This window comes from Rhodococcus oxybenzonivorans, assembly GCF_003130705.1.
Lineage (GTDB): Bacteria > Actinomycetota > Actinomycetes > Mycobacteriales > Mycobacteriaceae > Rhodococcus_F > Rhodococcus_F oxybenzonivorans.
Genome location: NZ_CP021357.1, coordinates 85,011 through 107,864, shown reverse-complemented (window position 1 = coordinate 107,864; position 22,854 = coordinate 85,011). Strand labels below are relative to the sequence as shown.

Sequence of the window (22,854 nt, the reverse complement as noted above, 5' to 3'; positions counted from 1 at the left end):
CGAGGGCAAGTGGGTGAATTAGGTGCAGCTACAGCGGCATTCGTCATCTGGTTTCTTCGATCCGGTAGTTCGCGGCCCGCCAGGTCCCGGAAGCATCCTTCTCGAGGGTCACCTCCGCGGCCGAGGTCTTGTACGGCGTCGATCCGCCGTCCGGGTGAAGCACGACTTGCCGGATACGGACGTCGACCGTGGCGGTCGTGCCGTTGATCGAGGGCGCAGATTCCGCCGTCGCCGCGGCGGTGAGGGTGTCCCCGCTACGTGACCACGCCGCCCACTCGGCCGCCGGCCTCGGAAGCGGGGTCGGTTCGGTGGTAGCGGCTTTCGCGAGCACGCCGGTCAGCAGATCCGCTTGTCCGGCGCGGTTCAGCGCCTCCCAACCGGACCGGTCCCGGGCCGGTTGCCAGGAGAAGATCATCGACATGGCGTTGGTGGCCACGGTCTGCGGATCCGCGTGCTGCGGGGACAGCGGATCCTCGTGGTGGTGGTGGTGGGAGTCGTGGCCTTCCGCGGCTGCGGGGCCGGCATCGTTGCCGACGCTCTGACGGACCGCGAACACCACTCCGACGATCAACACGAGCGCCACCACGACACCGATGACGATCGCGATGCCCTTGTTCTCTCTCATCGCTGTTCTCCTAGTTCTTGCCCGCGAGGGCGGCGTCGTAGCGGGTCATGCGTTCTCTGATGTCGACGACGTACGCCTGGGTTTCGGCGTACGGGGGAATCCCGCCGTACTGCTCGACCGCACCGGGACCGGCGTTGTACCCGGCGAGCATGGTGTCGATCGGATCTCCCGTGACCTGCCCACTTCCGTGCAAGGGCCGTAGGTAGTCGGCGACGTAGCAGTCGTAGGCGCCCTGGGCCATCACCGCATCGGCGATGTCGTTGGGATCCCCCGCGCCGGCTGGCCCGCTCCGGTTGCCGTTCTCGTCGACCGGATACCCGAAGGCATTCCAGGTCTCGGGCATGAACTGGGTGTAACCGGCGGCACCGGCCGGGCTGATCTGACCTGGTTTCCAGTTCGATTCCTGCTCGAGCTGACCAGCCAGCAGCGGTGGGGTGATCTCCCGGCACTGCTGCGCGCTGATGACCAGCCATTTCTCGAACTCAGGCGGCACCGTGCCCCCCGCGAGATCTGCGTCGCCCAGATCTGCGCCGCCGATCGTGCAGTCTCCCGCAGCCTTCGGGGCTGTGGAGCCATCCACGTCGGGGGCAGGCCCGTAGCTTTGACCGGCGGTGGGCATGCCGTGTCCGACCGTGGTCACGTGAACGTGATCGAAGTGATTCTGTGTGGGGCTGCCCCGGTCCTCCATGAGGTTCGGGGGGCCGTCGGATGGAATGTATTCCTGACGCCAGATCATGTACTCGATCTGGAAGTACTCGCGATGGGCCCAGAGGTAGTCCTTGACCGCGTCGCCGAGCTTGTGGCCCTCGCCGCTGGAGTAGTTGTCGATCATGATGTCGGCTGCACGACCGGACGGATGGTCGGGGAAGGAGTCGACCGGGCGCCAACCGCCGATCGCCGTCAGCTGCGGGAACTTCGCGTGCACGGCCCGGGCGACACGAACGGTGTCGATCTGCCAATGCTCTTCGGATCCGACAGTGGTCGGCAGCGCCGCCATTTCTGCACCCGGAGGCGTGGATGGAGTCGACGGTCCCGGGGTCGTCGGTGCGGTGGGGGCGGGGCCGGCGGTGCCGGGTTCGGCGGCGGCTTGGTAGTACGGCATCGGGTCCACGTCGTGGCCGCCGGTGAGCCTGCCGCCTTCCCACACCTCGAAATGCAGGTGAGCCCCGCCGGGGCCGGGAGGCGACACTTCCCCGTTGTAGCCTTCGTTGGCGATGTGCTGACCAGCCTTGACCTGGTCCCCCGCCCCGACGAGGACGCCGTCGTCGTTCATATGCCCGTAGACGGTCGAGAACATCTTCCCGTCCATCTGGTGATCGATCACGATCCATTGACCGAATCCCGTCGCGGCACCTGCGGCGGCGACCACCCCGTCGGCGAGCGAGAAGATCGGTGCACCGACCGCGCCCGCCAGGTCGATGCCGTGGTGATCAGGCCGGTCCGGTGTGCGCCACCCGGAGGTCAGGTGAGCGTCCACCGAACGCATCGGCTTTGACATCGACCCCGCAGGGACTCCCTGCGCCACCGACGATCCCGGTGCACCGCCTGTGGGGACGCAGTCCGTCGACGTCGGTTCCTCCGAGGTCACGACGAAGATCACCACGAGGAGCGGCAGGATCAATACCAGCGCCGCAGCGAGTCCCTTTTTCACGCCAGCCCGAGGGTTCTGCCGGCGATGCCACGGCTGGAGGCGAGATCGTGGTTCTGTCGGCGTAGCCGCTGCACTTCTTCTTCCAGGGCCCGCATTTTCGCGGTCACTTCCTCTGGCGGTGCCTGACGTGCGGGCCCGTAGCTCTCACCGATCCACCGCGACACCGTGTTGACGTGTGCGCCGAGAACTTTCGCGATCGCTTGGCAGCATTCGAGGCGGGAGTTGTACTGATGGCGGGTTTCGGCGAACGTCTTCTCCGCCCAGGCGCGGGTCTCGTCCCCGTACCGGCTGCTCACGCCACTCCCTCGAGTTCGAACAGTTCGGTGAAGCGGGAGTTGGTGTCGTGCAACTTCAACTCGATTTCGGTCTGCGTGAACACCGTCTGCACGGGTATGCCCGGCACGTTGTCCTTGGAGATCTTGATCATGAATTTGCCCAGGCCAGGAGGGTTGCGGCGCGGACCACGCCTGGTTCGGCGCATCGGAGCGCCGCGAGACCAGGAGGTGATCATCGAACGCTCGGCCGTGGTGAATTCGAGGACGTCGGAGAGTCGATCGAGCTCACCGGACGGCAACCCACCACAGATGACCATTCCGGAACGCTCGATGAAGCCCTTAGCGATCTTGACGTCGACCTCGGTGGGCAGCGTTTCGAGGTCACGGCCGGTATGCGTGATCTGCAGCAGGCCCGTTCCGTCGCTGCGGTTGAGTCGGGTGAGTTCGTCGATGCGGTTGACCATGCCCGCGCCAGCTCCCAGCACCTGCCAGAGCTCGTCCAAAATAGCGAGAAAATATTTCTGTGATTCCAGGCCGGCGTCGGCGAGCAGATGTGCTGCCTCCATCGACCCGTAGGCATCGGACCAGCAGCTGAGCATGACCGCTGCCTTCAGCTTCTTGTCACCGCGACTGATAGCGGAGACATCGATGCAGATCGCCGTCGAATCCAAGTCGAGAGGAACACTGGTGTGATCGGCGAAGATGTCGCCGAGCGGCCCGTCGAGCAGCGCCTCGAGGGACTGCACCAACCGGGTGATGATCTCGATGTAGTGCTGCTCGGACTGGGCGAAGACGACCTTACGAAGACGCGGCGACCCCGCGATGATCGCCTTCGACAAGTCCTTGACCAGAGGCGGATCGACGAACGAGAACTCGCCGCCCTCCCGCAACTCCCGCAATGCCCGCGAGAGCAGTGAGCTTTCGAAGTCCTTGATCGACTCCTGACGAATCAGTTCGATCAACGCGGTGATCATCTGCAACTGGCGCGAATGCACGACCAGCTTGGTTTCCTCGATCAGCGACTCGATGTGCTCGGCGCTCACCCGCTCCCGGCCCGTGAACGGGTCGATTGCCGACAGCGGCTGCCCGGTGGCAGCGGCGGTCTGCTCGGCTCTGCGCAGTCGCGTGAGGTGCTGCTCGAGCCGTGGGAGAACGGCGCCCATTGCCCCGGCCGAGAGCGGATTGAGATGGCCCTTGCCGTGCCCGAGCGTGATGACCTGACCACCCATCGCCTGGGTAGCGCCGACGTACTCGCCCTTCATGTCGCCGGCGACGATCGGGCACTGATTACGGGCCACGGCACCGTGAAACATCTTGCGGATGAACGAGGACTTACCCAGACCTGGCAGGGAGAGCACGAACGCAGACGGGTTCGTGATCAACCCCTCGGCGAACCAGGTCAGCACATCGCACGAGGCGGAATCGCCGGTGATCTGATGCATCCCGATCGGAGTGCCGAGCGTAGGGGCCGTGGCACCGATCATCCACGGATTGAGACCACAGGCGTGCATCGTCGACACCTGGTACTCGACCGGGGCGAGCACGGTCTCCATCGCGCCGCCGCCGTCACTGCGAATGTAGCTGTCCCGGAACCCGCGCCGAGGCAGAGCCCTGAACGCACGCCGCCAGGACGGGTCGGGAATCTGCTCGTCGGCATCGTCTCTCTCCTCGTTGACCTTGCGCCACTTCTTGAGAGCACGAGCCTTGGGTGAGAGCGGGAACGGCGCGGAGGCCGCACCGTTGTCGATCGCTTCGGCCAGGGCCTCGAGCTCGGCGAACTCCCACTTGCCGATGATGTTTTCGAGATCGTCGCCGGTGACGGCGTCCACGGTCTTCCACAGCATGTCGAATCCTCTTCCTTCAGCCGTTGCGGGCGATCTTCGAGGTGGTCGTGTGCTCACCCAGCAACACCCCGACACCGAGTCCTGCCGCGAACGCGGCATCTTGCATTCCGTAGGCGCGAACCAGCTTCAACATCGCGCGGGCGGACAAGGATTCGAGGATCGACGACGCATTCGGTACCTCCGACCCGGTGGCGCAGGTGATCGTCATCAGCGCTGAATAACGCACCAGACCGGCACCGCGGACCTGTTCCTGGCGGGCCTGCTCGGTGGTCTCCACCCGCATTTCCGCCGCCGCCGACACCAGACCCGACTTCTGATTCACCGCGGCGCGGGCATCCTTGTGATCGCGGTTGACCTGCTTGGTTGCATCCCCAGCCGAGAAGGGGCGGTACACGAGCGCCAAACGCTTACGATCCAAGTCGTCGTGCGGCCGCAACAGCGGCTTGAGGACCTCGTCGGTGAACACCGACTCCGGCGGCGCCTTCATCTCGTACACGACCGAAACGACACCGTTGTGCCGGTAGTAATCCCACTTCGTCACGGCCGCAGCCGGACCGGCATCCTCCCAATCGATACCGTGAGACTCGTCCAGGATCTCGAGTTCCTCGAGCTCGCGCTCCGCGGACGGGTTGTAGCTGCGGTGCACGAACGCGACGATCTGCTCAGCAGACATCGGCGAGGCTTCGACACCGGCATTGAGCAGGTCCTCGTACGCGGCGGGCAAGCGCCGCGCCAGCTCGGCCGCCATTTCCTCCGGCTCGGTGCGGCGTTCGCGCGTCGTCGCCTTGAACGTGATCGCCAAACGGCACAACGTCTGAGACCTACCCGAGGGGAACTCCACGGCGGCTTCGCGCTGAATCCGAGATGCGATCTCGGAGCGGGACTGCTTGATGGACTGCTCGACCTCGAGGCCCAACCGGTATCCCGTGGCCGGAATCGATTCGACGATCGCCACCGCCGCGATGATGTCACCCGGCAGGCCCAGACCGGCGAGATAGGCGCCCCAGTCGGCGGTCATCAAGTCCTTTTCCGGCGTCGTCAACGCTTCGTCGCCGCCGGGCCAGCATTCGAGGACCACCGTGTACTCGGCGCCGCGGCGCCGGTAGATCATCCCGAACGGGTTTCCCAACCGGTCGACGCCGACGTGCAGCGTCGTCGATGCGAGCAGGCCGGGAAGGCGGAAGCGGCCCCCCGGAATCCGCGAATGCGGGCCGGACCGGTACACGGTCGACCCCGTTGCCGCACGCTTCCACCACTGAATCTTCAACTGCATCACCTCGTACATCGAGCGGTGACCCCACCGGATCACCAAGGGGGCGATCACTACCGCGAACACCGCGGCCAGGATGAAACCTTTGAGAACGTCTGAGCTCACGCCCACAATCAGGGAGGTCAGGAAGCCGACGGCGGCGAACGAACTCGCCCAAATCGACAAACCGAAAATGCCAGTGCGACGGGGAACCGAACCCGACCCGTACAGCGGACGTTCATTCGTCCGCTCGGCCACGGCGCTCATCGGGTCGTATCCGTGGTGCCAGTTGCTGCACCGACCACCCGATCGGCAAGCGGGTCGAGTGCGCGAGCGTCCCGACCGATCGTGATCGGTGTCCCAACCGGCAGCTCCGTCAAGCGCGTGTATCGCTTCGGAGGAACCATCCAGCGGTGCTCGGCGTACACCGTTGTCCACATCAGAAACGCGATGACCACTGCCGATTCCCACACGGGCACGGCAACCAGATGACTGGGTTCGCCGGCAAGCTGCGCCAAAATCGCGCACGCCAGCACTACCGCGAACACCTCCCGAACCAGGCGGCGTGGGGGTCGGGCCAACGAGCTGGTGACGGTCATATCCTGCCGCTGCGAGAGGCGGATCGACACCGCCGAGGAGACGGCCGCCAGTAGTGCGGCGATCCATGCGGTCCACAATGCGGAGGTTGCCGCCACGCTGCTCGACCCGATCGCTTCCGCCGCCCGCATCACGGCGTCGCAGGCATCGACGATGCTCAGCAGCGTCGGATGCGACGTACCGGCCTCGGAGATGTCGCCGCGGACCGTGCCGAGGGCAGCCCACCGCGAAAACCCGAGCACGAACGTCAGGAGGGTCACGTGAGCGGCGAACAAGACGACGGGGCGAAGGGTCCACCACATCTCCCGGATGAACCCGCCCACCGAGGAATATTTTGCGCTCGTCAAGGCTGCGGACAGGGAATCGATTCGGGTTGCCAGCGATGATCGGGCAGAGGCCTCGGTACTCATCGGAACTCGCTTTCTGAGAAGGAGAAGAAGTGGCGAAACAGGGTGAAAGAACCCTTATCTCGGAATGTGACCGTGGTAGTTGCCGACAGCGCCGCCAGCGATGTTCGCCGCTGCTGCCGCGCCTTGGCTCGCCGCTTGGCCGGCGACCGCAGCGCCGCGGCCGAGCGCTCCCGCCGCGGACGCGGCCGTTCGTGTGCCGGCGCCGACAGCTCCGGCGACACCGGAACCCACGCGGCCGAGGGAACGACCTGCCGCTGCTGCGGAGCTGCGGGCACCCGGTGCACCACCACCGGACGACTTCCCGCTGCTGAATCGGCCGCCGTACGACGACGCCGCACCGGAGGCGGGAGAACCCTTACCGCCGCCGCCACCGCCGGTCGATCCGCCGCCGGCTCCGCCAGCGCGAACACCACCGGATCCGCCCCGGGTCCCCAGGGCGGCCGCACTGCCGAGCACCGCTCCGGTAGCACCGGCCATCGCCGCGGCCTGCTGCGCTCCGCCGCCACCACCGCCGCCGACAGGTCCAACAGCCGCCATGAGCGAGGGCAGCGACAAACCTGCCACTGCCAGCAGAACCGAACCGATCACCGCAGCGGAGGCGACGTTCGATGACGAAGACCAGAAGGCGAACACGTAGAACAGTGACGCGACCGGCTTGAACAGCAACGCCGCGACGACGAAGCCCATCATCGTTGCCCAACTCTGACGGCCCGTTCCGGTCGCCGACTGCGCCGCCGCTACCGGAGCCAAACCGACAACAATCGCCAGCACAGCCTCACGGACGAGCAATGCGATCAATTGCGAGACGGACCCGAGTAACCCGAGACCAGTGAGCACCAGGGCCAGGACTGGTCCCAGGCCCGTCTTCTCGTCGATCCACGCAATGGCCGTGACCTTGGCACCCAGGTCTCCGCCCGATGCCTGCTGGAGGACCCAGGTGGAGAACACGTCACCGGTGAGATGGAAGATGATGACGAGCGTGGGGAGCAGACCGGCCGCGAAGATGGTCCGAGTCAGCATTTTCGCGGTTTCGTCCGCACCCTCCGCGACGGCTTGCTGCCGGGCGATCGCCAACTTCGCGGCCGCGACGATCATGCCGACGACGAACGCCACCAGTTGGATCTCCCAGGTGATGTTCCGGATACCGGTCATCGCATCACCACCGGTCAGCCCGGGAATCGGGACGGACATCCAAAAGGTCATGACCGTGGAGAATGCGGCGATGTTGCCTTCCATGACCGCTTTGGCGAACTTGCCCACCGGGTCGTCCCAGAAGGTCGATGCGACCGAGGACAATGCGGTGGAGAACGCGGCACCCGGATGATCCGTCGATGCCTTGTCCAAGCAGAACGCCTCGCTCAAGAGGCCGCCGGTAGCGTCGTCGAGCCATCCTGAGGGTCCACCCATGTGGTCCTTTTCCAGGCATTCCCGCCGTGCTTGTTGGAACTCGTTGCCCTGCGCTCCGGTGTCGTCCGGCAAGTTCAGTGTCGGACCTTCCGACGGAGGGGGAACGCTCGGCCGGTCCTGGGCCGCAGCGACACCGACGCTGCTCAACGAGAAGAACAGCAACGCAGCAAGTACCGCGACGATCCGCTTCACAGTGACCACCGTGTCCAGGTGCCGTCCAACGCGGAATACGTCTGACCGGCGGAGATCGACTCGCGGTTGAACTGTGCTCGCCAGTCCCCATCGCGCCAGAGCAGGTTCGTTCGAATGCCCTTCCAGATCGGGGAAGGCAAGGCACCGTTCTCGTCGACGGTGCGCTTCATGCCCCACTCGACCGAGACGAAGTCCGGGTCACAGCTCAGTACCCGGAACGCATCCGGGGCCTGCAACGATTGGAGGTTCTTCGGGTCGGCGCCCTCGCGATCGGGATTGTCGAGCAGCGCGTCGAGTTCCGGACTCGGGACAGTCATCTGACGAATCGAATCGACCGTCACCTGTCCGCCGACGTACGAGCGTGCGATCACGTTCCACCCCGCCAGCGCCGCACCCTGCGGGGTTCTCGAGTATCCGGAGATCACGTTTCCGTCCGATGTCGTCGGGCCATCGGTTTCGGAGAACAAGGTCGCGACATTGAAGGTGCGTTGAATCATCACTCCACCAGGTGAAGTGGTGGGCTGATCTGTCGAGCACTCAGTGCGCGGCCCGGGGTCGCGCTGCGGAAGGATCATTCCCGCAGGATTGTTCGGAATCATCACTTTCCGACCGGCCAGATCGGTGGTGGGGTCCCCGAATCCGGTTGCCCCGTTGTTGCCCTGCGCTGAAGGCTCGGGGCTCCGCGGAGCGGCTACCGGTGGTGTGGGTTCGGTGGCGTCACTGCCGGCGAACCAGGCGAACGCGGCCGCGACGAGTACGACGACCAGAGCGAACGCCCCGCCGATCATCCATTTCTGTTTGGCGTTCATGTCAGCTCTTCTCCTCAATGAGGGTGTAGCCGTCGAGGCTGTGGGCCTCGCGGGCATCGACGTTCTCTGCGGCCGTGGGAAGGACCAGCCGCCAGTCCCCGATCCACTGCAAGGCGACCGGGTACACAAAGCGGGCTGGCGGGGAACCGATTTCCTGCACGACGTCGACAGCGGCGGTGGCGGAATCGCCGGGCGTGTACTCGGTGACCTTGAAGGCGATGAACTTCGGTGCCTGCTCGGCTGGGACCGGGCCGGTGACCGAGACCAACGCCCGGTTCGCCGCGAATTCATCGCGGCCAGGGCCAGGGGCGGTGACAACCGAGACCATCTGTCCCCAGCTCGTATCCGGGGTGAGCGCCAGGTACGCCTGTCCGCGGATCGCGGCCAGGACAGCGCCTTGCGGGGTGTTGGAGTAGCCGGAGGGAATCGTGGAGGTGGTCTTCGGACCGTCCTCGGGTGAGCGAGGCAGCCGAACACCGTTGTAGCTTTCCCAGCTCAGATGGGCTGGCGCGGTGGTGGTGTCCACCGGCGGCACGACGGGGTCGGAGGTATCCGGTTCCGATCCACATCCCGCAGAGGCGGCGAGCACGGTCGCCGCCAGGACGAGCGCGGTAACCGAGCGGCGACCGATAGTGCGCATGGTTTTCTCTTCTCTTCTCAGACGATCAGGCGATTGGCGATGGCGGCGGCAGAGCCGACGAGGACCGCGCAGCCGCAGATCCGGAACAGGGTTTTGTCCTCGAGGATGTGGCTGGTGGTCACACGCTGGTAGGCGAGCATCGCACCGAAGGTGACGAGGGCCGCGATGCACGCGACGATGCCGATCCAGCTCACGTACCGCACCACCAGCATCAACGGCTCCCACGCTTCGGTGGGGAGCCGTTGCCGATCGGCAGGAGGCTGGCCGATCAGCACCGCTGTGCTCATCACGGTCAGCTGGCGAGTTGATTGATGACGGCAGGGGCGAGACCGATGACGACCGCGCCGATCATCGCGCCGACGATCTTGCTTTTGCCGTCGCCGTCGCGGGCGCCGCTGCGCTCCATAGCGAGCATCACCCCGCCGATGACCAGGCCGGCGATCGCGAGGACGACGCCACCCCATTTGACCCAGGAGAGCAGCAGCAGGAACTTGTCGACGCCGGGCGGCGGCTGCGGGGGCTCGGTGCCGATCTGTGCCAGAACATCAACGCTGGCAGCGTGATACGCGACCTGTACGGAACTGAGGACTGCAACCATGAGAGTGCCTTTCTTTCGGAGAGGGGGAACTTCGAGGGGAAAAAATTCAGGGGGCTTGACGGGTCGCAGCGAGGCGGGCGGCGTCGAATATCTCCGCCCCGACCTCGACGAGTTTGGGGTCCGGGTATTCGGTCGGGTCTGCGCGCCGCAGCTTCGAACCTGGCGGCGGCGTGGGATCGTTCGGTGACCACACCGGCATCTGCTTGTAGGTCAAGGTGCGGTAGTGCGGTAGGTACGGCAGGCGCCAGACCCGCGGGGCAGCCGATTCGACGACGCCCCGCTGCCGGCGCAGCGTGGCGGGCAGCTTTCCGGGGGCATCGGGCACGCTGACCAGTCCCAGCAGTGAGCAGCCGCCGGTCAATCCGGCGATTGACTGCAAGAGCAGGTCGTGAGCACTCTGCAATCCCTCACGGTGCGTGCGGGCGACGATGACCACGCTGCGGTAGCGATCCGCGGCCGGCCATCCCATCCGGGAGTCACCGGCAGGTGCCCAGGTACGCGTCAACGTCGCCACACCGGCGGCGGTGTCGTGCGCGCCGAGAAGCCAGAACGCCGGCCTGGGAGTTGTCGTCGCGATCGCCGTATCCCACACCGGAGCTTGTGATTCGGTTGGTGGAATCCGCAGTCCAGCGGGAACGACGACCCGACCGGTCACGGTGCCGGGGTCGTTGCCGGGATCACCCTCGCGGGAGAGAAGTGAAGCCATCTTCGTGTCCTTCCATCAACGGGGGTGCCACCACCACCGCGAACAACTGGCCGGGGGTGAGGGACACCCGGGGGTGCCCCTCACCTGCGGCTCAGTTGATTCCGGCTGGGGTCGGTGTTGCGGTGACGGTCGCGGAACTCGGCGAACTGGTTGCGGGGCTGCTCGGCGAGGTGGAGGTCGTTGACGGCCTCGTCGACGATGTCGAACCCGCAGTGGCGCTGGTTCCGAGGATTTCCGATGCCGAACGGCTCTGCTGTCCGATCGCTGCCAGCAGTGGCCCGGACTGATCGGGTGTCGTCGACCCGGTACGGCGGACCTGGTCACCGGTCAGATCGTGGGCGAGCGCGACGATCCATTCCGTCACCAACTCCACCGGGGTCTGGCCACCGGTTCCCACGGGGACCGTGGTGTAGCTTCCGTGCTTGGCGATGGTGTCCCAGTAGGCGGTATCGGTCGCCATCTTCGCCAGACCCTTGTTGTCCGCGATACCGGACTTGACCTCGTTGAATGCGAGGGTGACGGCCTTGTCGACCGTGGCCGGCGGGACGAGCTTGACGGTCGCAGTGAGGATCTTGGCACCCAGCACACCGATCGCCGCCTGCGGCCCAGCCACCCCGGCCGCCGCGATCTGTGCGATGGACTGCGGCGTGAGGACATCCTTGGCCACGGTGACGGCCGCGGCGATGCCCATACCGGCGATCTTCGTCACCGCCGACACCGCTTCGCTGATGCCGTCCGCCCGCTTGGACGGATCACTGTAGGCGACCATTCGATTGAGGACCGTGGTGCCCGAGTCCTTGACAGTGAAAACGCCTGCCTTGGAATCGAAGTTGATGTTGTCGTTGACGACAGAGGCCCCGGTGTAGATCACCGACTGTCCTAACGCGGCACCCACACTGGTCAAGATCGCCACCGGGTCCTGCGTGTTCATGTTGGACTGACCGGCGATATTGGCCACCATGCGCGCCAACGGGGCGTCGGCAGGGGTATCGCAGGCAAGATCACCCGGCGTGCAGAACGAGGCAACCCGATCCGCGACCTGGCCAAAGGACCTCTCCCCCGTCGTCTCCGGAGCGATACCTCCACCGGCCGGGGTTTGTATCGCAGAAACCTCGACCGATTCGACCGAATCACCCTTAGCTCCGGGTGCGGCCGCAGGGGCTGTCTGCGACGACGACGCGAAGACCGGCGCACCTGCAGGGCGAGTCGGGTCCGAGAACAATGCTGCGCCGGCGAACCTGTCCGCCGAGATAGGCCCCTCACCGGCACCGATCTCACGGACGAGCGCCGAGGCTACTTGTCCGCCCTGGCTGTACCCGCCGATGAAGACCTGGGTGTCCGGGCACTTGCTCGCCAAATCAGTGAGCATCACCGCAGCATTGGTGATTCCCATCTGCACGGACTGCTCGTAGGTGTCCGTGGACTGATCACCAGGTTTGCCACCGAAACTCGCCGAGTAGTTCACGTACGAGCGATCGATCACATTCTTGCTGCCGTTGTCGCCGTTCGCCGCCAGCAGGGCCGGGATCGCGACTTGAGAGAAGAAACCACCGTCCTGATCGGTCGGCGCAGTCGGTGAGGAATCGGTGGTCCCGTTGACCAACAGCAGATGCAACGGTGTGCATCCCGAATCTGTTGCTGACGCAGAAACCGGGGTCGTGGTCGTCGGTGAGGATGGAGTCGACGTCGCAGGCTGCGCTCCTGCGGCACCGGTCCCTGCCATAGCGACCAGCATCAGCGCCGTAGATGCGGCCGCGGCCGCGCGCAGAAGAGTCGGTGAATGAATGTGCATATCTTTACTGCCCCTCTCGAGGATTGATGGCAACAATTCGGGCACCGGAACCGTCCGGATTCGTCACGGGCTACTCCCCTGTCCTGACCGTGATCGCTGTGATCAGCGCCCCGCCGTTCGGTCCCGGCGTAGTCGCCACGTTCTGCGGGTAATGGGCTGAGGCACCGCCGGGTGGGCGCACGAACAGATCGACCACGTACGCACCGCCACCGCGCGCCGACGCGAGCAGGCAATGCTCGGTGCCCGGTGCGAGGGTGGCGAGCGCTTCGGTCATCTGCTCGACCGTTCCCACGACCGCGCCCTCCGCCACGAACGAGCGGGCCTTGGCGGCATCGCGGTCGACGTAGTACGCGGCCTGGAACCTCGCGATCGCCGCTTCGCCGGCATCCGGGGACGACCCATCGATCGGCTCTCCCCCGGTGAAGCCGAAACACCACGGGCGAACTCCGTCGGCCGCTGCCTGCGCCGGGGATGGTGTCACCGCTACCGTCGAACTCGCGGTGATCACCGCACTGATCGGCAGAGGGTTATCGGGTGCTGAGAATGCGGCCACCGCGGTCGCAGCGACACCGGCGAGGACAGCGACGGCCGCCGTAATCGATCCGCCGACCGCCACCGCGGTGCGGTGACGAGACAACCATGACCGGCCTGTTTCATCCGCGGCCCTCGCTGCGGTATCCCCCCGGTGCTGGTCCACCACCCATGAATCCGGTCCCACGCCGTCAGCAGCAGGGTCCGATGGCCACGGCTTCCCCATGGTCGAATCGGTGTCGCTCCACTCCGAGCCGCCCTGCTGGTGCGGCATGGGTTCGGTCTCGGGTCGGGCGCCGAGAATCGGGCTGGTCACATCGAACCAGTCGTCTTCCTCGGCGTTCGCATCCTCGAGCCCGTTGCCGCCTTCTACGACGGAGAATGCCGTCCTGCCGACCCCGTCCGCGGGGTCGGCAGGAGCATCATCGGTGTTCCCGGAATCCGGCGACGGCGGCGCAGTGAACCAGTCTTCGATGGCACTCTCGTCCACACGGTTGTCTCCATCGAATCGCGAATCCACCATCGGTCCCATCTCCTGTTCGGTGCTCGTCATCGGATTCCGGTCACCCGGGCACGCCCGTAACGGGGTGCCGGTTCCTACTGCTGTGATCAGGCGTTCAGGCCGGCGACCACGGCGCCGGCGAACGCTGATGCTTGCTCGATCACTGGTGCGGCCGCGGCCGCCGCGTTCGCACCGGCCTGGTCCGCCGCGGCGACGACCTGGCCGCCGCCCTGCTGTGCCAGCGCCGCGCCACGCACCTGCGTGAGCGTCGCGTTCACCTGCGGTGCTGCCTGCTCGACGTACGCCGGTGCCGTTTCCGTGAAATCGCGTGCCTGCTCGACAACCTCTGCGCCAGCGGGGAACTGTTCAACCTGCTCGACCACCGCCACCGTCTGTGCGGTGACAGCGCTGGTATCGATCACCGGTGGTGTCCACAGCGGAGCAGGTGCGGCCGGAACTGCCTCGACGGCAGGGGCCGACGGTGCCGGTGCCGGTTCCTCGATCGTGAGGTCCTGGCCACCGAAGACCGTGGCACCGACCAAAGCGCCGGCGGCACCACCCACCCCGGCGCCGACCGCGGCCGCGGGCAGCCCTATCACGGCCGCGCCGACTCCAGCGCCGATCGCCGCACCCGGACCCACACCCCAACCGCCGGTCGGGGCGGTCACAGCGGCACCGATACCGGCACCGATCAGCGCACCGCCGCCCGCTCCGACAACCGCGGCGGGCCCGCCCAAAGCGGTGAGTCCGATACCCGCGCCGAGTAACCCGCCGCCGATCGCACCGCCGGTGACCCGATCGGCCTGGGGTGCGTCGACACCAGCGTTGATAAGGGCGTTACCCGCGTCGGCCTGCACGGCGGCGATCGTGTTCGTGATCCGATCCCGGTCCGCGTCCAGCATCCACGGCGGCTGCTGGATCAACCCGGCACCGGTGAAGAGGTACCCCTCGGGTGCATCGACTGGTGCGATGACCTTCCGCTTCACCATCGGAACCGGTGGCGCAGCCGGGGCCGCTTCGGGCGCGGGCGGTGGTTCAGTCCACTGCGCACCCGGATTCCCGTAGTACTGCTCCTGATTGGGGGCGGGCTCGTAGTAGGCCTGCGGATACATCGGCTCCGTGTAGATCGGTGCCTCGACATACTGATTCCCGTTCTGGAAATCCTCGTAAGATCGGCCCAGAGAGGCGGCAACCTCCGGAGAGGGCTGATACCCGGCCAGATACTCGCGCTGCGGTGCCGGTGCGGGTGTCGACACACCTGGCTGGGACTGCTCACCACTCACACCGGGCTGAGCCTGCTCCACCGATACACCCGGCTGGGCGTCCGGTTCTGCTTGAGCAACGCCGCCCAACGTCAAAGCGATGACCACTGGAATAGTTCCCGCCACCGTCACCCGCTCCATGCGGTGACGGTGGCGGCCGCTAGATCTGTTATGCGTCATCTTGATTTCCTTCTCTTTCGGTGGTGCAACCACCATTGGGCTGCTAGGGAGGACGGGCCCTACGGCCCTGCTCATCTCGAGGGGACGAGCTGCTACAGGCCCCAGACCGACAAGCTTTGGAGCCACATCGTGATCCGCCATCAGTCGATCTCCTTCCATTAACGTGCCGCCGTTCGTACGTGGAAACGACACGGGTCGAGCTGGTCTCACAGTGGGAAATAGGGCCGCACGGCTCTGTCGAAGGGACAGCCCCTGCGTCAAGCTACCTCACAGAAGCAACGTTTGGTATATTCACAAGCATCATAAAGGCATCGTACGAGTAGTCGAATGGTTTCGTCGGCGGGTGGTTCCTTCTGTGGCCGGGTCCGCATTTACTGTGAATGCATGCCCAACCACCGTGAGCTCGAGAAATTCGGCGCTGTCGTCGCTGCACGGAGAAGGTGGTTGGGTCTGACTCGGGACCAGGTACACGCAGCTGGCGGTCCCGCCGACACGACCCTGGCGCGAATCGAGAATCCGACCTCGACAACGGCCCCGCCAAGGGCGCGGACCCTGCGGCGGTTAGACGAGGGGCTGAGGTGGGCCCCCGGTAGCGCGGCCCGAACACTGGCGGGTGGCGAACCTGATCCACTCGATACGGAGTCAGCAGAGAACTCAGAACTCTCTGCGCCGGCAAATCCGCTCAATTTCAGCAAGCTTGAGATTTCCGTCGAACTCGTACGAGGACTGCTGACCACGCCCGATGTCGTCTACGACGTCCTTACCCGCGAGGATTTGCCAGCATCCTGTTTGCCGACCGCCGAGAAGGCCGCCGACGAACTGGCTAGCATCATCCGAAAACTCAGTGCCGCCTACGCGACAGAAGTTCTCGAACGCGCTGGAGGGCCAGGTCGCGTGCTTACTCCAGCTGTCGAAATGGCCTACCGTGAGCACCTTTCCAGCTCAGTGCAGAGCGCTGACCCCGAGGTAGCAGAGGAACAGCTCTACCGCCGTTGGCTCGCAGGCAAGGAACAAGACCTCAACGAGGTCACCCGCGACGCGTTCCATCAGCGCTGGCATGCCAAGCAGCGAGTACTACAAGCAAGAAAGAGCTGAAAAACCATGAGCAAATATCGTGAAATCCCGTTGTTTCAACGCCTTGATCTGTTGTTCGTCCTGTGGTGCAAGAGCGCGGACTCCCCGGCGCCGTACGAAGATATTGCCGCAGAAGTGTCGCGACGTACCGGCATGGCGTTGACCGCTGATGAGGTCGAAGACATTCGCATCGGGCACCGCTTACCCGACCCCGCAGTGGCAATAGCTATCGCGGAAGCGCTCGGCTGGGATGAACCCGTCTACCTTTCCGATGAACCGGCGCAGTACGTCGAGTACTTCAACAATCTCGAGACCTTGCTAGTGCAGCGTGACACGAAGACTGTCCTAGTCGGGGGTTTCCGTTCGTCTACCGAGGATCTCAGTCAGGAAGCGCGAGACGAACTCCACGAGCTACTTAGCGAGATCGAGGCCGCCGAAGATGGCCGCCGAACAACCAAGTAGACGACGAGGGAATCGTGAACGAACTTGCTGGCGAGGACGAAGATAAAGAGATCGCCGAACGTGCGGTCGCCAGGATGCCTATGCAGCGGCCGTGGTCACTCGACCGGCTCATCGCGGAACTGAGCCTGCAACGTGGTCGGCCTATCGTCATTGCTCCACTCCAGCGCAAGCCGAAGCTGAGCGGGGAAGTGTCGGGACTGTGGGTTCCACGCGAAGACCGTGACCTCGTCTTTTACCGTTCTGGGGCAACCGGAATGCAACGCAACGCAATCATCTGTCATGAGCTGGGCCACATCGTACTCAGCCATGGTCGTCTCAGCCGTGAGGCCGTCGCGCGATACAATTCGCGTCTCAACAGTCGTCTGCCGCGAGAGATGATCACGCGATTCTCGACTCCTCTGTGCCTGATGAGATCCCAATACCAAGAGCCGGTCGAGCGGCAAGCCGAATGGTTCAGTCGGATTCTCCTGGAGAAGGGGTCGGAGTTGACGGCGCCTTTGGTACCAGAGGATGCATCACCTCGGCATCGTCGGATGCTCGAACGTGCTGCGCGTGCCTTCGGATGGGACCAATGACGATCCTTATCACTGCCGTGATCTCGCTAGCAGTGCTCGCCGTCGCTTCCTACCGGATTGTCGTCGATGGTGCCGCAACTCGAACTCGTGGCCCTCTGGCGGGACTGTCCAATCCTGTGACTCAGCTCCTCCTATGCCTCGGGTTCGCCAAACTCTGTCGGGTACCCGTGATCACGGACGACATCATCAATCCACGACTCCGCGACTTCACAGGCGTCGCCAACATCATGTCCCTGGTTGGTATGACGTGGGCGGCGTTGATTGCCATTCCCTTAATGGGTATCGCTGCCTACATCACAGGCGGCGTGCAATTCTCGGCACGGCTACAGATGCTCCAGGCCGGCCTCATCGTCGGCGTGATGACCATCGCCTTTCTGTATTCGCCGATGGCCGACCAGCCCACCTCCTACATGACCAGCGATTTTCCCGTCACCGGCTCGGTGCTGTTGTACTGGTTGGCGTTCCTTCTACCGATTCTCACATCGTGTGGTGTGACCGCCTACCACTGTGCGGTATCCCTGTTCCTCGTACGCAGAGGCCTACTGGCCCGCGCCCTGGGCGCATTGTTCTGCGCAGCAGCGGTCGGGATCCTCTACTGCACTCACAAGGGGATCGACCTGTTCTTGCAGTATTCGGGGATCGACAACGCATACTCGCATAACGCCAAGGCCATATCGCTGGTACTTGTGCTTGCGGCGCTGGCATTCGCAGCATTGGCCGCCGGCATCTACGCCGGCGCCCCACTGCCCCAGCGACTCCAGCGCTACCGCCTCTTGCGCAAATACGGCCGCGACTGGCTCACGGCACGGGCAAACACCCCAGTAGTTGTCTTGGACCGCTCACACGAGCTGAAATACACCCGCTGGGCTTGCTGGGCGGCCGCGAGAACACCGACCGCCGCATTCCATCTCCAGGTAGAGCTCGCAGATGCCTCGGATCTAGCTCCCAAGCAACCCTGTCACGGCAATCGCGACGCAATGAGCCAGGCCACCTCATGCCCTGGCTGTTCGAGGTACGGGACCTCCCTGCCAAGGGTCTGAGCGAAGCCTTTTATCGATACGGATTCGGTTACCCAACTCCATTCGGCCAGCCAATCACCGGGATCGGCAACGACGGATTTGAAGCCGTAGCCCCCTTGTTCAGTGCGCGCCGCCATTTCCTTGGACTGCGCCTCTTCAAGCGAACCGACTCCGAAATGGACGGCCAGTAGACGACTTCCGGGAGCGGAGAGCTGCGTGAGCTGTTTCATGATCTGGGCGTTCTGCTCAGTCGTGAAGTAGATGAAGACTCCCTCTACGACCCATGCAGTCGGCAGTTTTGCATCAAATCCCGCAGCGACCAGATGTGTCCCCCAATCATCGGCGAGGAGATCAGCTGCGACGTCAATGACCGGAAAGGCAGCGCCGATCGGCGTCGTGGGCGCTGAATCGAGCGCGCGCCGCTTGAAACTGAAGAGGTGCGGGAGATCCAGCTCGTAAGCCGATTCCACCCCCGGCAGGACGAGCCTTCGGGCGCGGGTGTCCAGGCCCGCGCCAAGCACGACTAACTGCTTGACCGCACCCGAGGCAGCGGCCTCGCGCAGCGCGTCGTCCAGGAACTTCGTGCGCGTGACGACCGACTCATAGACCCGCGACGCTGTCACGTCACTGAGACCGATTGACCCGATCGGCAACCCCGAAGCATCGACGAAATGCGCTGCTAAGGGGTCCGAAAAAAGGCGGTCATCACGTCCGGTCTCCAGAGCACGGAAGTGCGCGACGGCCACTGCCGTTGCGCTGATGTCGCCTTCGCTTTGGATCTCTTCGCTCATGCCCCGGTTCTACCGCATGCCGGCCCGAAGACAGGAGCGGGGATGGCGGAACCGTTATGATGCTCATATGTTGCATGTATGTTGCCTGTGATGATCGTATGAATTTCGTTGCTTACGGCGTGTCGTCCATCTTGAAGAGATTTTAGGCACCACAATGTCTGGCATGGCACAACCATCGACACGCCGCATAGGACGGCCAAGCAAGGGAGAACGCACTCGGCTCGTTACTCGCGTGCCGGTGGAGCTCAAAGCGGCAGTGCACAGGGCCGCTCGTGAGCACGATATGACCGAAAACGACTATGTCTCCGCCATCTTGGCTGCGGAAATTGGTCTCACGGACTTAGTCGCACCGATCCAACAGGAGGTCTTGCCACAGACAGCGTGAACCGCTAGGTGGACGCGGGGCTGACCCGCGACTCAAAACTCCAACCGCAAGTGACAATCGAAAAACCCCCGGCGGGCAAGCCGAGGGTATTCGAGGTCTGAGAAACGAGTGGCCGCTCGGTTCTCTGCGGTTTTCAAATGTTCCCCGAAGGGACTGTCGTGGTAGACAGCACCCAGGGTATCACTGCATGCCCTGATGAGGTTTCCATTCATGCGCGTGTCTCAACTAACGAGCACACGCATGCTGATCTATATCAAACATTTGCGCATCAATGGTCGCCTCGCCGGACCGTCCGGGTCGACCCATCGCGCACACACGAGTACCGCGCAAGCATGGTGGTGCCGCAGCAGGCGCCTGACTATCCATGGGCGATCTATCTCGCAAGCTCGGTGGACCACCGCTTTCGGCTTCTCGCGTTCGACTTCGACTCTGCCCGTCTTGGCGCCGATCAGGCTCGTAGCGATTCGGACCGCTTCGCCGCACACCTCGACAGCCTCGGTGTCCATTACCTGCGAGCGCATTCCGGCCCGGCGGGCGGCCAACATATCTGGCTCCGCCTGAGCGAGGGCGGCGCCGATTCGGCTGATGTCCGCGAACTGGCCCGCGTACTCAAACAGCACTACGCCACCTTCGACAGATCACCCCTGGAAAACCCTGGTTCGGGGGTTGTGCGGCCTCCAGGCGCACCCCATCGGAACGGAGGACGGTCCGTTCCCCACCTGGCAGGTGTCGAGCTGAACCAGGCTCTCAACCGCGTCAGCCGCGGAACGACGCCGGAAGTCGTCACCTGGCTTCTAGCGCGCCACCCCCACACCCCACCCATACCGAGGCCGACAGCCGCGACCTCGGCGACGGTACGCGCCACGCCGATCCGCATCGGTGATCCGGAGACAAACCCTCACCTCGACCGCCCACGCCGTCTGCTGTCCGCTGCCACCCAGGAGCTCCTCTCCACCGCACCCGGTAAGCGTGCCGATCGAAGCGCCATCACGCACAGCATCTTTCTGGGGATGGCATGTGCGGGCCATACCCTCAGCGATGCCCGCACCGCGGCCGCATCCGCGCCCGGACTTGTCCGCCTTCGGGAAGACCGCGACAACGGCCGCGACGAAGTCGCCCGTCAATGGGGCCGAGCCCTACAGCGCGCCGCCTCCTTCTCCTACCTCCCCGATCGCACTCTCCAGGAACCGCTCGACGAAGATCTCGACACGATCGAACGGGCCCTCACTGTCCACGCAGCGCGATTCGCTCAACCCGGTGGCGAAAGCGACGAGCGGATCCTCTACGCCCTGATCTCCTTCGCCCGTACAGCCCGTACTCGCACCCTGGACATCGACTGTCGCCGTCTTGCGCAGAGGGCGGGCCTTGCGGCGTCGACGATCTCGCGGCGCCTACGTGTGCTTGCTCAAACCGGGTGGGTCACGCGGACTTCTGCTGCGGCCGGCACCAGAGCAGCCAGCTGGACTCTCAATCTTCCCCCGACAGGTTGGGAAGATCCAGCTGCAACACAAGGGAACCCGCCCCCGCTTACGGAACCCGGTCTTACAGTCCTGGCTCACCACACACACGACCTCTGGTCCCCCCGACCCGGTCTCGGTGCTGCCGCTGCTCGTATCCACTGGGCGCTCCTCGGTGGAGCACGGACTACTCAGCAGGTCACGAGTGCGACGGGCTACTCCCCTGTGACCGTGGAAAAGACCCTACGGCGATTCAGTCGTCTCCAGCTGATTGGATCGCGGTTGCGGGGTGGGGACAGAGTGCTGAGGCGGCTTCATGGGGCCGCGCAGGAGCTAGGCGTGGCCGACGTGTCAGCTAGCAGACGGGAGCGGCACATCATCGATCGGGAGCTGTTCGAATGGTGGAACGACGAACTAGCGTGGCGACGGCGGAAGGGCAAGAAGCGCGGACTCAAACGTCACTCTGAAGTCGCAACAACCCTCGCGCTGCCGATCGACGGACCAGCCAGGATCAAGTACGGAAGATTTCCCACAAAATCCAGCGGGCGGGCTGACTACCGGACCGCACGTGACATCGTCCGTAGCTGTCTTGCACCGGCGGAAGGTGCTGTGGCGTGACTGCAATCAAGATAATCGCAGGCAATTCGTCACTGTGACGAACTATCCACCGGTGCGGGCTGCCTTATCGCCCCGCGGTACCCTCCCCGACGCAGTACGCCGACACGAGCAGAATGATGTACCACTGGCGGCGACCACCGTCGCAAATCCGCGATAAAGAAAGGTCCCACTGAACGTGGTTATTACCCTCGACCAGCCCTACACCGGTCACGTCTCACCTGGATCGAACCCCCAAGTGCGCCTGATCCCCGGCGGCCGCATCATCAAGATGTCCGTCGCGGCCGGGGACAACAACGTCTACCTCATCGAGTGCACCGCGACCGGGCAAGCGCTACTCATCGACGCCGCGAACGAACCTGAACGCGTCACAGCGCTCGTAAAGCAGGAAGCATCCGATCTTCGCCTGGTCGTAACCACTCACCAGCACATCGACCACTGGTGGGCGCTCAAGGATGTCGTCGCGGCTACCGGCACCCTCACTGCAGCGCACCCACTCGATGCGGACGCCCTGCCCGTCACTCCAGACCGTCTTCTCGTGGACGGTGACACGATCACGATTGGTGCTCTCACCTTCGAAGTCATTCATCTCCGCGGGCACACTCCCGGGTCCCTCGCTCTCGCCCTTACCGAACCCGACGGTGGGCGAACCCATCTCTTCACCGGCGATTCTCTCTTCCCCGGCGGTATCGGGAAGACTGCGGAGCCCGAGAACTTTGCCACCCTCATCGCCGACGTGGAAACAAAGATCTTCGACCGATACCCAGACAGCACTGTCGTCTACCCTGGCCACGGCGACGACACCACCCTCGGCGTAGATCGGCCACACCTCGCCGAATGGCGCGAGCGAGGCTGGTAGTCGAGTTCCAAAGTGAGAACCACAATCCGGAATCGTGCGATGCCATCGCGATAGACTCCCCACGGTTCTACGAAACCTGAAGCTCGATGGGCTTCCCTCGGGTGTCCATCCCTCCATCCCTCCCTCCGGGCGAGCCGGAAATGACCGCCCTATCCGAGAACTGGTGCCCTCATCGTTTCGACGGTGAGGGCACCAGCCGTTGGCTGAGCGCAGTTTGCGTCAGCCCTGATGTTGCTGACCTGCCATTTATGAGATCAACAGATGGTTTGATAACTGCTCTTATCGAGCGTCATCTTCCTTGCGATGCGCTTTAGGTAGCGAATATGAGCGAAAATTCCTCTATATAA

At 64.4% G+C, this 22,854-nt stretch carries 21 protein-coding genes; 5 read left to right on the top strand and 16 right to left on the bottom strand.

Going from position 1 to position 22,854, the window contains the following annotated elements; all coding sequences use genetic code 11:
• Nucleotides 1-43: 43 nt before the first annotated feature.
• The 15 genes from CBI38_RS37610 to CBI38_RS37540 all read right to left on the bottom strand — a co-directional run bounded on the left by CBI38_RS37610 (nt 44) and on the right by CBI38_RS37540 (nt 15,270).
• Entirely contained in the window at nt 44-625 is a 582-nt protein-coding gene (locus tag CBI38_RS37610; protein WP_109336456.1) for a hypothetical protein, read from the bottom strand.
• Nucleotides 626-635: 10 nt separating this feature from the next.
• Nucleotides 636-2,276, bottom strand: a complete 1,641-nt coding sequence (locus CBI38_RS37605) for a VldE C-terminal domain-containing protein (protein WP_109336455.1) — start codon at nt 2,274-2,276, stop codon at nt 636-638.
• Nucleotides 2,273-2,572, bottom strand: a complete 300-nt coding sequence (locus tag CBI38_RS37600; protein WP_109336454.1) for a transposase — start codon at nt 2,570-2,572, stop codon at nt 2,273-2,275. The genes CBI38_RS37605 and CBI38_RS37600 overlap by 4 nt, the downstream gene beginning before the upstream one ends.
• Nucleotides 2,569-4,395: a P-loop NTPase family protein gene (locus CBI38_RS37595; protein WP_109336453.1), complete on the bottom strand. Its 1,827-nt coding sequence runs from the start codon at nt 4,393-4,395 to the stop codon at nt 2,569-2,571. The genes CBI38_RS37600 and CBI38_RS37595 overlap by 4 nt, the downstream gene beginning before the upstream one ends.
• Nucleotides 4,396-4,411: 16 nt before the next feature.
• Nucleotides 4,412-5,911 (bottom strand): SCO6880 family protein, encoded by a 1,500-nt coding sequence (locus CBI38_RS37590; protein WP_109336452.1) that lies wholly within the window; start codon nt 5,909-5,911, stop codon nt 4,412-4,414.
• Nucleotides 5,908-6,651, bottom strand: coding sequence for a hypothetical protein (locus CBI38_RS37585; RefSeq protein WP_109336451.1), 744 nt, complete (start codon nt 6,649-6,651; stop codon nt 5,908-5,910). Before CBI38_RS37585 ends, CBI38_RS37590 begins: the two co-directional genes overlap by 4 nt.
• 54 nt (nt 6,652-6,705) lie before the next feature.
• Nucleotides 6,706-8,250, bottom strand: a complete 1,545-nt coding sequence (locus CBI38_RS37580; RefSeq protein WP_162603440.1) for a hypothetical protein — start codon at nt 8,248-8,250, stop codon at nt 6,706-6,708.
• Nucleotides 8,247-9,059 carry a DUF8175 domain-containg protein gene (locus CBI38_RS37575; protein ID WP_109336449.1) on the bottom strand — a complete coding sequence of 271 codons (813 nt, stop codon included), beginning with the start codon at nt 9,057-9,059 and terminating at the stop codon, nt 8,247-8,249. Before CBI38_RS37575 ends, CBI38_RS37580 begins: the two co-directional genes overlap by 4 nt.
• 1 nt (nt 9,060) lies before the next feature.
• Nucleotides 9,061-9,699 carry a DUF8175 domain-containg protein gene (locus CBI38_RS37570; protein WP_109336448.1) on the bottom strand — a complete coding sequence of 213 codons (639 nt, stop codon included), beginning with the start codon at nt 9,697-9,699 and terminating at the stop codon, nt 9,061-9,063.
• Nucleotides 9,700-9,716: 17 nt separating this feature from the next.
• The gene (locus CBI38_RS37565; RefSeq protein WP_162603439.1) at nt 9,717-9,986 is read right to left on the bottom strand and encodes a hypothetical protein; all 270 of its coding nucleotides are present in this window, start codon (nt 9,984-9,986) and stop codon (nt 9,717-9,719) included.
• A 5-nt stretch (nt 9,987-9,991) separates the two neighbouring features.
• Nucleotides 9,992-10,297 (bottom strand): hypothetical protein, encoded by a 306-nt coding sequence (locus CBI38_RS37560; RefSeq protein ID WP_109336446.1) that lies wholly within the window; start codon nt 10,295-10,297, stop codon nt 9,992-9,994.
• Between the two features lie 46 nt (nt 10,298-10,343).
• Nucleotides 10,344-11,003: a hypothetical protein gene (locus CBI38_RS37555; protein ID WP_109336445.1), complete on the bottom strand. Its 660-nt coding sequence runs from the start codon at nt 11,001-11,003 to the stop codon at nt 10,344-10,346.
• 91 nt (nt 11,004-11,094) lie between these two features.
• A complete protein-coding gene (locus CBI38_RS37550) occupies nt 11,095-12,795 on the bottom strand; it encodes a cutinase family protein (RefSeq protein WP_109336444.1) in 1,701 nt (566 codons plus the stop codon).
• Nucleotides 12,796-12,865: 70 nt separating this feature from the next.
• Nucleotides 12,866-13,879, bottom strand: coding sequence for a DUF8176 domain-containing protein (locus CBI38_RS37545; RefSeq protein ID WP_109336443.1), 1,014 nt, complete (start codon nt 13,877-13,879; stop codon nt 12,866-12,868).
• Between the two features lie 56 nt (nt 13,880-13,935).
• Nucleotides 13,936-15,270, bottom strand: coding sequence for a hypothetical protein (locus tag CBI38_RS37540; RefSeq protein WP_204165072.1), 1,335 nt, complete (start codon nt 15,268-15,270; stop codon nt 13,936-13,938).
• Nucleotides 15,271-15,597: 327 nt separating this feature from the next.
• On the opposite strand from CBI38_RS37540, the gene CBI38_RS38300 reads away from it, so the two are divergent.
• From CBI38_RS38300 to CBI38_RS37520, 3 genes are all read left to right on the top strand, one after another.
• On the top strand, nt 15,598-16,365 hold the full coding sequence (locus CBI38_RS38300) for a helix-turn-helix domain-containing protein (RefSeq protein ID WP_204165071.1): 768 nt from the start codon (nt 15,598-15,600) through the stop codon (nt 16,363-16,365).
• A 6-nt stretch (nt 16,366-16,371) separates the two neighbouring features.
• On the top strand, nt 16,372-16,806 hold the full coding sequence (locus tag CBI38_RS37530; RefSeq protein WP_109336441.1) for a hypothetical protein: 435 nt from the start codon (nt 16,372-16,374) through the stop codon (nt 16,804-16,806).
• A 571-nt stretch (nt 16,807-17,377) separates the two neighbouring features.
• Nucleotides 17,378-18,421: a hypothetical protein gene (locus CBI38_RS37520; RefSeq protein ID WP_109336439.1), complete on the top strand. Its 1,044-nt coding sequence runs from the start codon at nt 17,378-17,380 to the stop codon at nt 18,419-18,421.
• Here CBI38_RS37520 and CBI38_RS37515 read toward each other — a convergent pair.
• A complete protein-coding gene (locus CBI38_RS37515) occupies nt 18,340-19,191 on the bottom strand; it encodes a class I SAM-dependent methyltransferase (protein ID WP_109336438.1) in 852 nt (283 codons plus the stop codon). The two genes, CBI38_RS37520 and CBI38_RS37515, sit on opposite strands and share 82 nt — an antisense overlap.
• Before the next feature lie 717 nt (nt 19,192-19,908).
• Here CBI38_RS37515 and CBI38_RS37510 point away from each other — a divergent pair.
• On the top strand, nt 19,909-21,651 hold the full coding sequence (locus CBI38_RS37510; protein WP_109336437.1) for a helix-turn-helix domain-containing protein: 1,743 nt from the start codon (nt 19,909-19,911) through the stop codon (nt 21,649-21,651).
• 175 nt (nt 21,652-21,826) lie between these two features.
• Nucleotides 21,827-22,507, top strand: a complete 681-nt coding sequence (locus tag CBI38_RS37505; RefSeq protein WP_109336436.1) for an MBL fold metallo-hydrolase — start codon at nt 21,827-21,829, stop codon at nt 22,505-22,507.
• Nucleotides 22,508-22,854 lie beyond the last annotated feature (347 nt).

Bases quoted from the DNA above. Each gene is read 5' to 3' on its own strand.
- CBI38_RS37610 (WP_109336456.1), bottom strand. From the start codon at position 625: ATGAGAGAGAACAAGGGCATCGCGATCGTCATCGGTGTCGTGGTGGCG.
- CBI38_RS37595 (WP_109336453.1), bottom strand. From the start codon at position 4,395: ATGCTGTGGAAGACCGTGGACGCCGTCACCGGCGACGATCTCGAAAAC.
- CBI38_RS37590 (WP_109336452.1), bottom strand. From the start codon at position 5,911: ATGAGCGCCGTGGCCGAGCGGACGAATGAACGTCCGCTGTACGGGTCG.
- CBI38_RS37585 (WP_109336451.1), bottom strand. From the start codon at position 6,651: ATGAGTACCGAGGCCTCTGCCCGATCATCGCTGGCAACCCGAATCGAT.
- CBI38_RS37575 (WP_109336449.1), bottom strand. From the start codon at position 9,059: ATGAACGCCAAACAGAAATGGATGATCGGCGGGGCGTTCGCTCTGGTC.
- CBI38_RS37570 (WP_109336448.1), bottom strand. From the start codon at position 9,699: ATGCGCACTATCGGTCGCCGCTCGGTTACCGCGCTCGTCCTGGCGGCG.
- CBI38_RS37565 (WP_162603439.1), bottom strand. From the start codon at position 9,986: ATGAGCACAGCGGTGCTGATCGGCCAGCCTCCTGCCGATCGGCAACGG.
- CBI38_RS37560 (WP_109336446.1), bottom strand. From the start codon at position 10,297: ATGGTTGCAGTCCTCAGTTCCGTACAGGTCGCGTATCACGCTGCCAGC.
- CBI38_RS37555 (WP_109336445.1), bottom strand. From the start codon at position 11,003: ATGGCTTCACTTCTCTCCCGCGAGGGTGATCCCGGCAACGACCCCGGC.
- CBI38_RS37550 (WP_109336444.1), bottom strand. From the start codon at position 12,795: ATGCACATTCATTCACCGACTCTTCTGCGCGCGGCCGCGGCCGCATCT.
- CBI38_RS37545 (WP_109336443.1), bottom strand. From the start codon at position 13,879: ATGACGAGCACCGAACAGGAGATGGGACCGATGGTGGATTCGCGATTC.
- CBI38_RS37540 (WP_204165072.1), bottom strand. From the start codon at position 15,270: ATGACGCATAACAGATCTAGCGGCCGCCACCGTCACCGCATGGAGCGG.
- CBI38_RS38300 (WP_204165071.1), top strand. From the start codon at position 15,598: ATGGTTTCGTCGGCGGGTGGTTCCTTCTGTGGCCGGGTCCGCATTTAC.
- CBI38_RS37530 (WP_109336441.1), top strand. From the start codon at position 16,372: ATGAGCAAATATCGTGAAATCCCGTTGTTTCAACGCCTTGATCTGTTG.
- CBI38_RS37520 (WP_109336439.1), top strand. From the start codon at position 17,378: ATGACGATCCTTATCACTGCCGTGATCTCGCTAGCAGTGCTCGCCGTC.
- CBI38_RS37515 (WP_109336438.1), bottom strand. From the start codon at position 19,191: ATGAGCGAAGAGATCCAAAGCGAAGGCGACATCAGCGCAACGGCAGTG.
- CBI38_RS37510 (WP_109336437.1), top strand. From the start codon at position 19,909: ATGGTGGTGCCGCAGCAGGCGCCTGACTATCCATGGGCGATCTATCTC.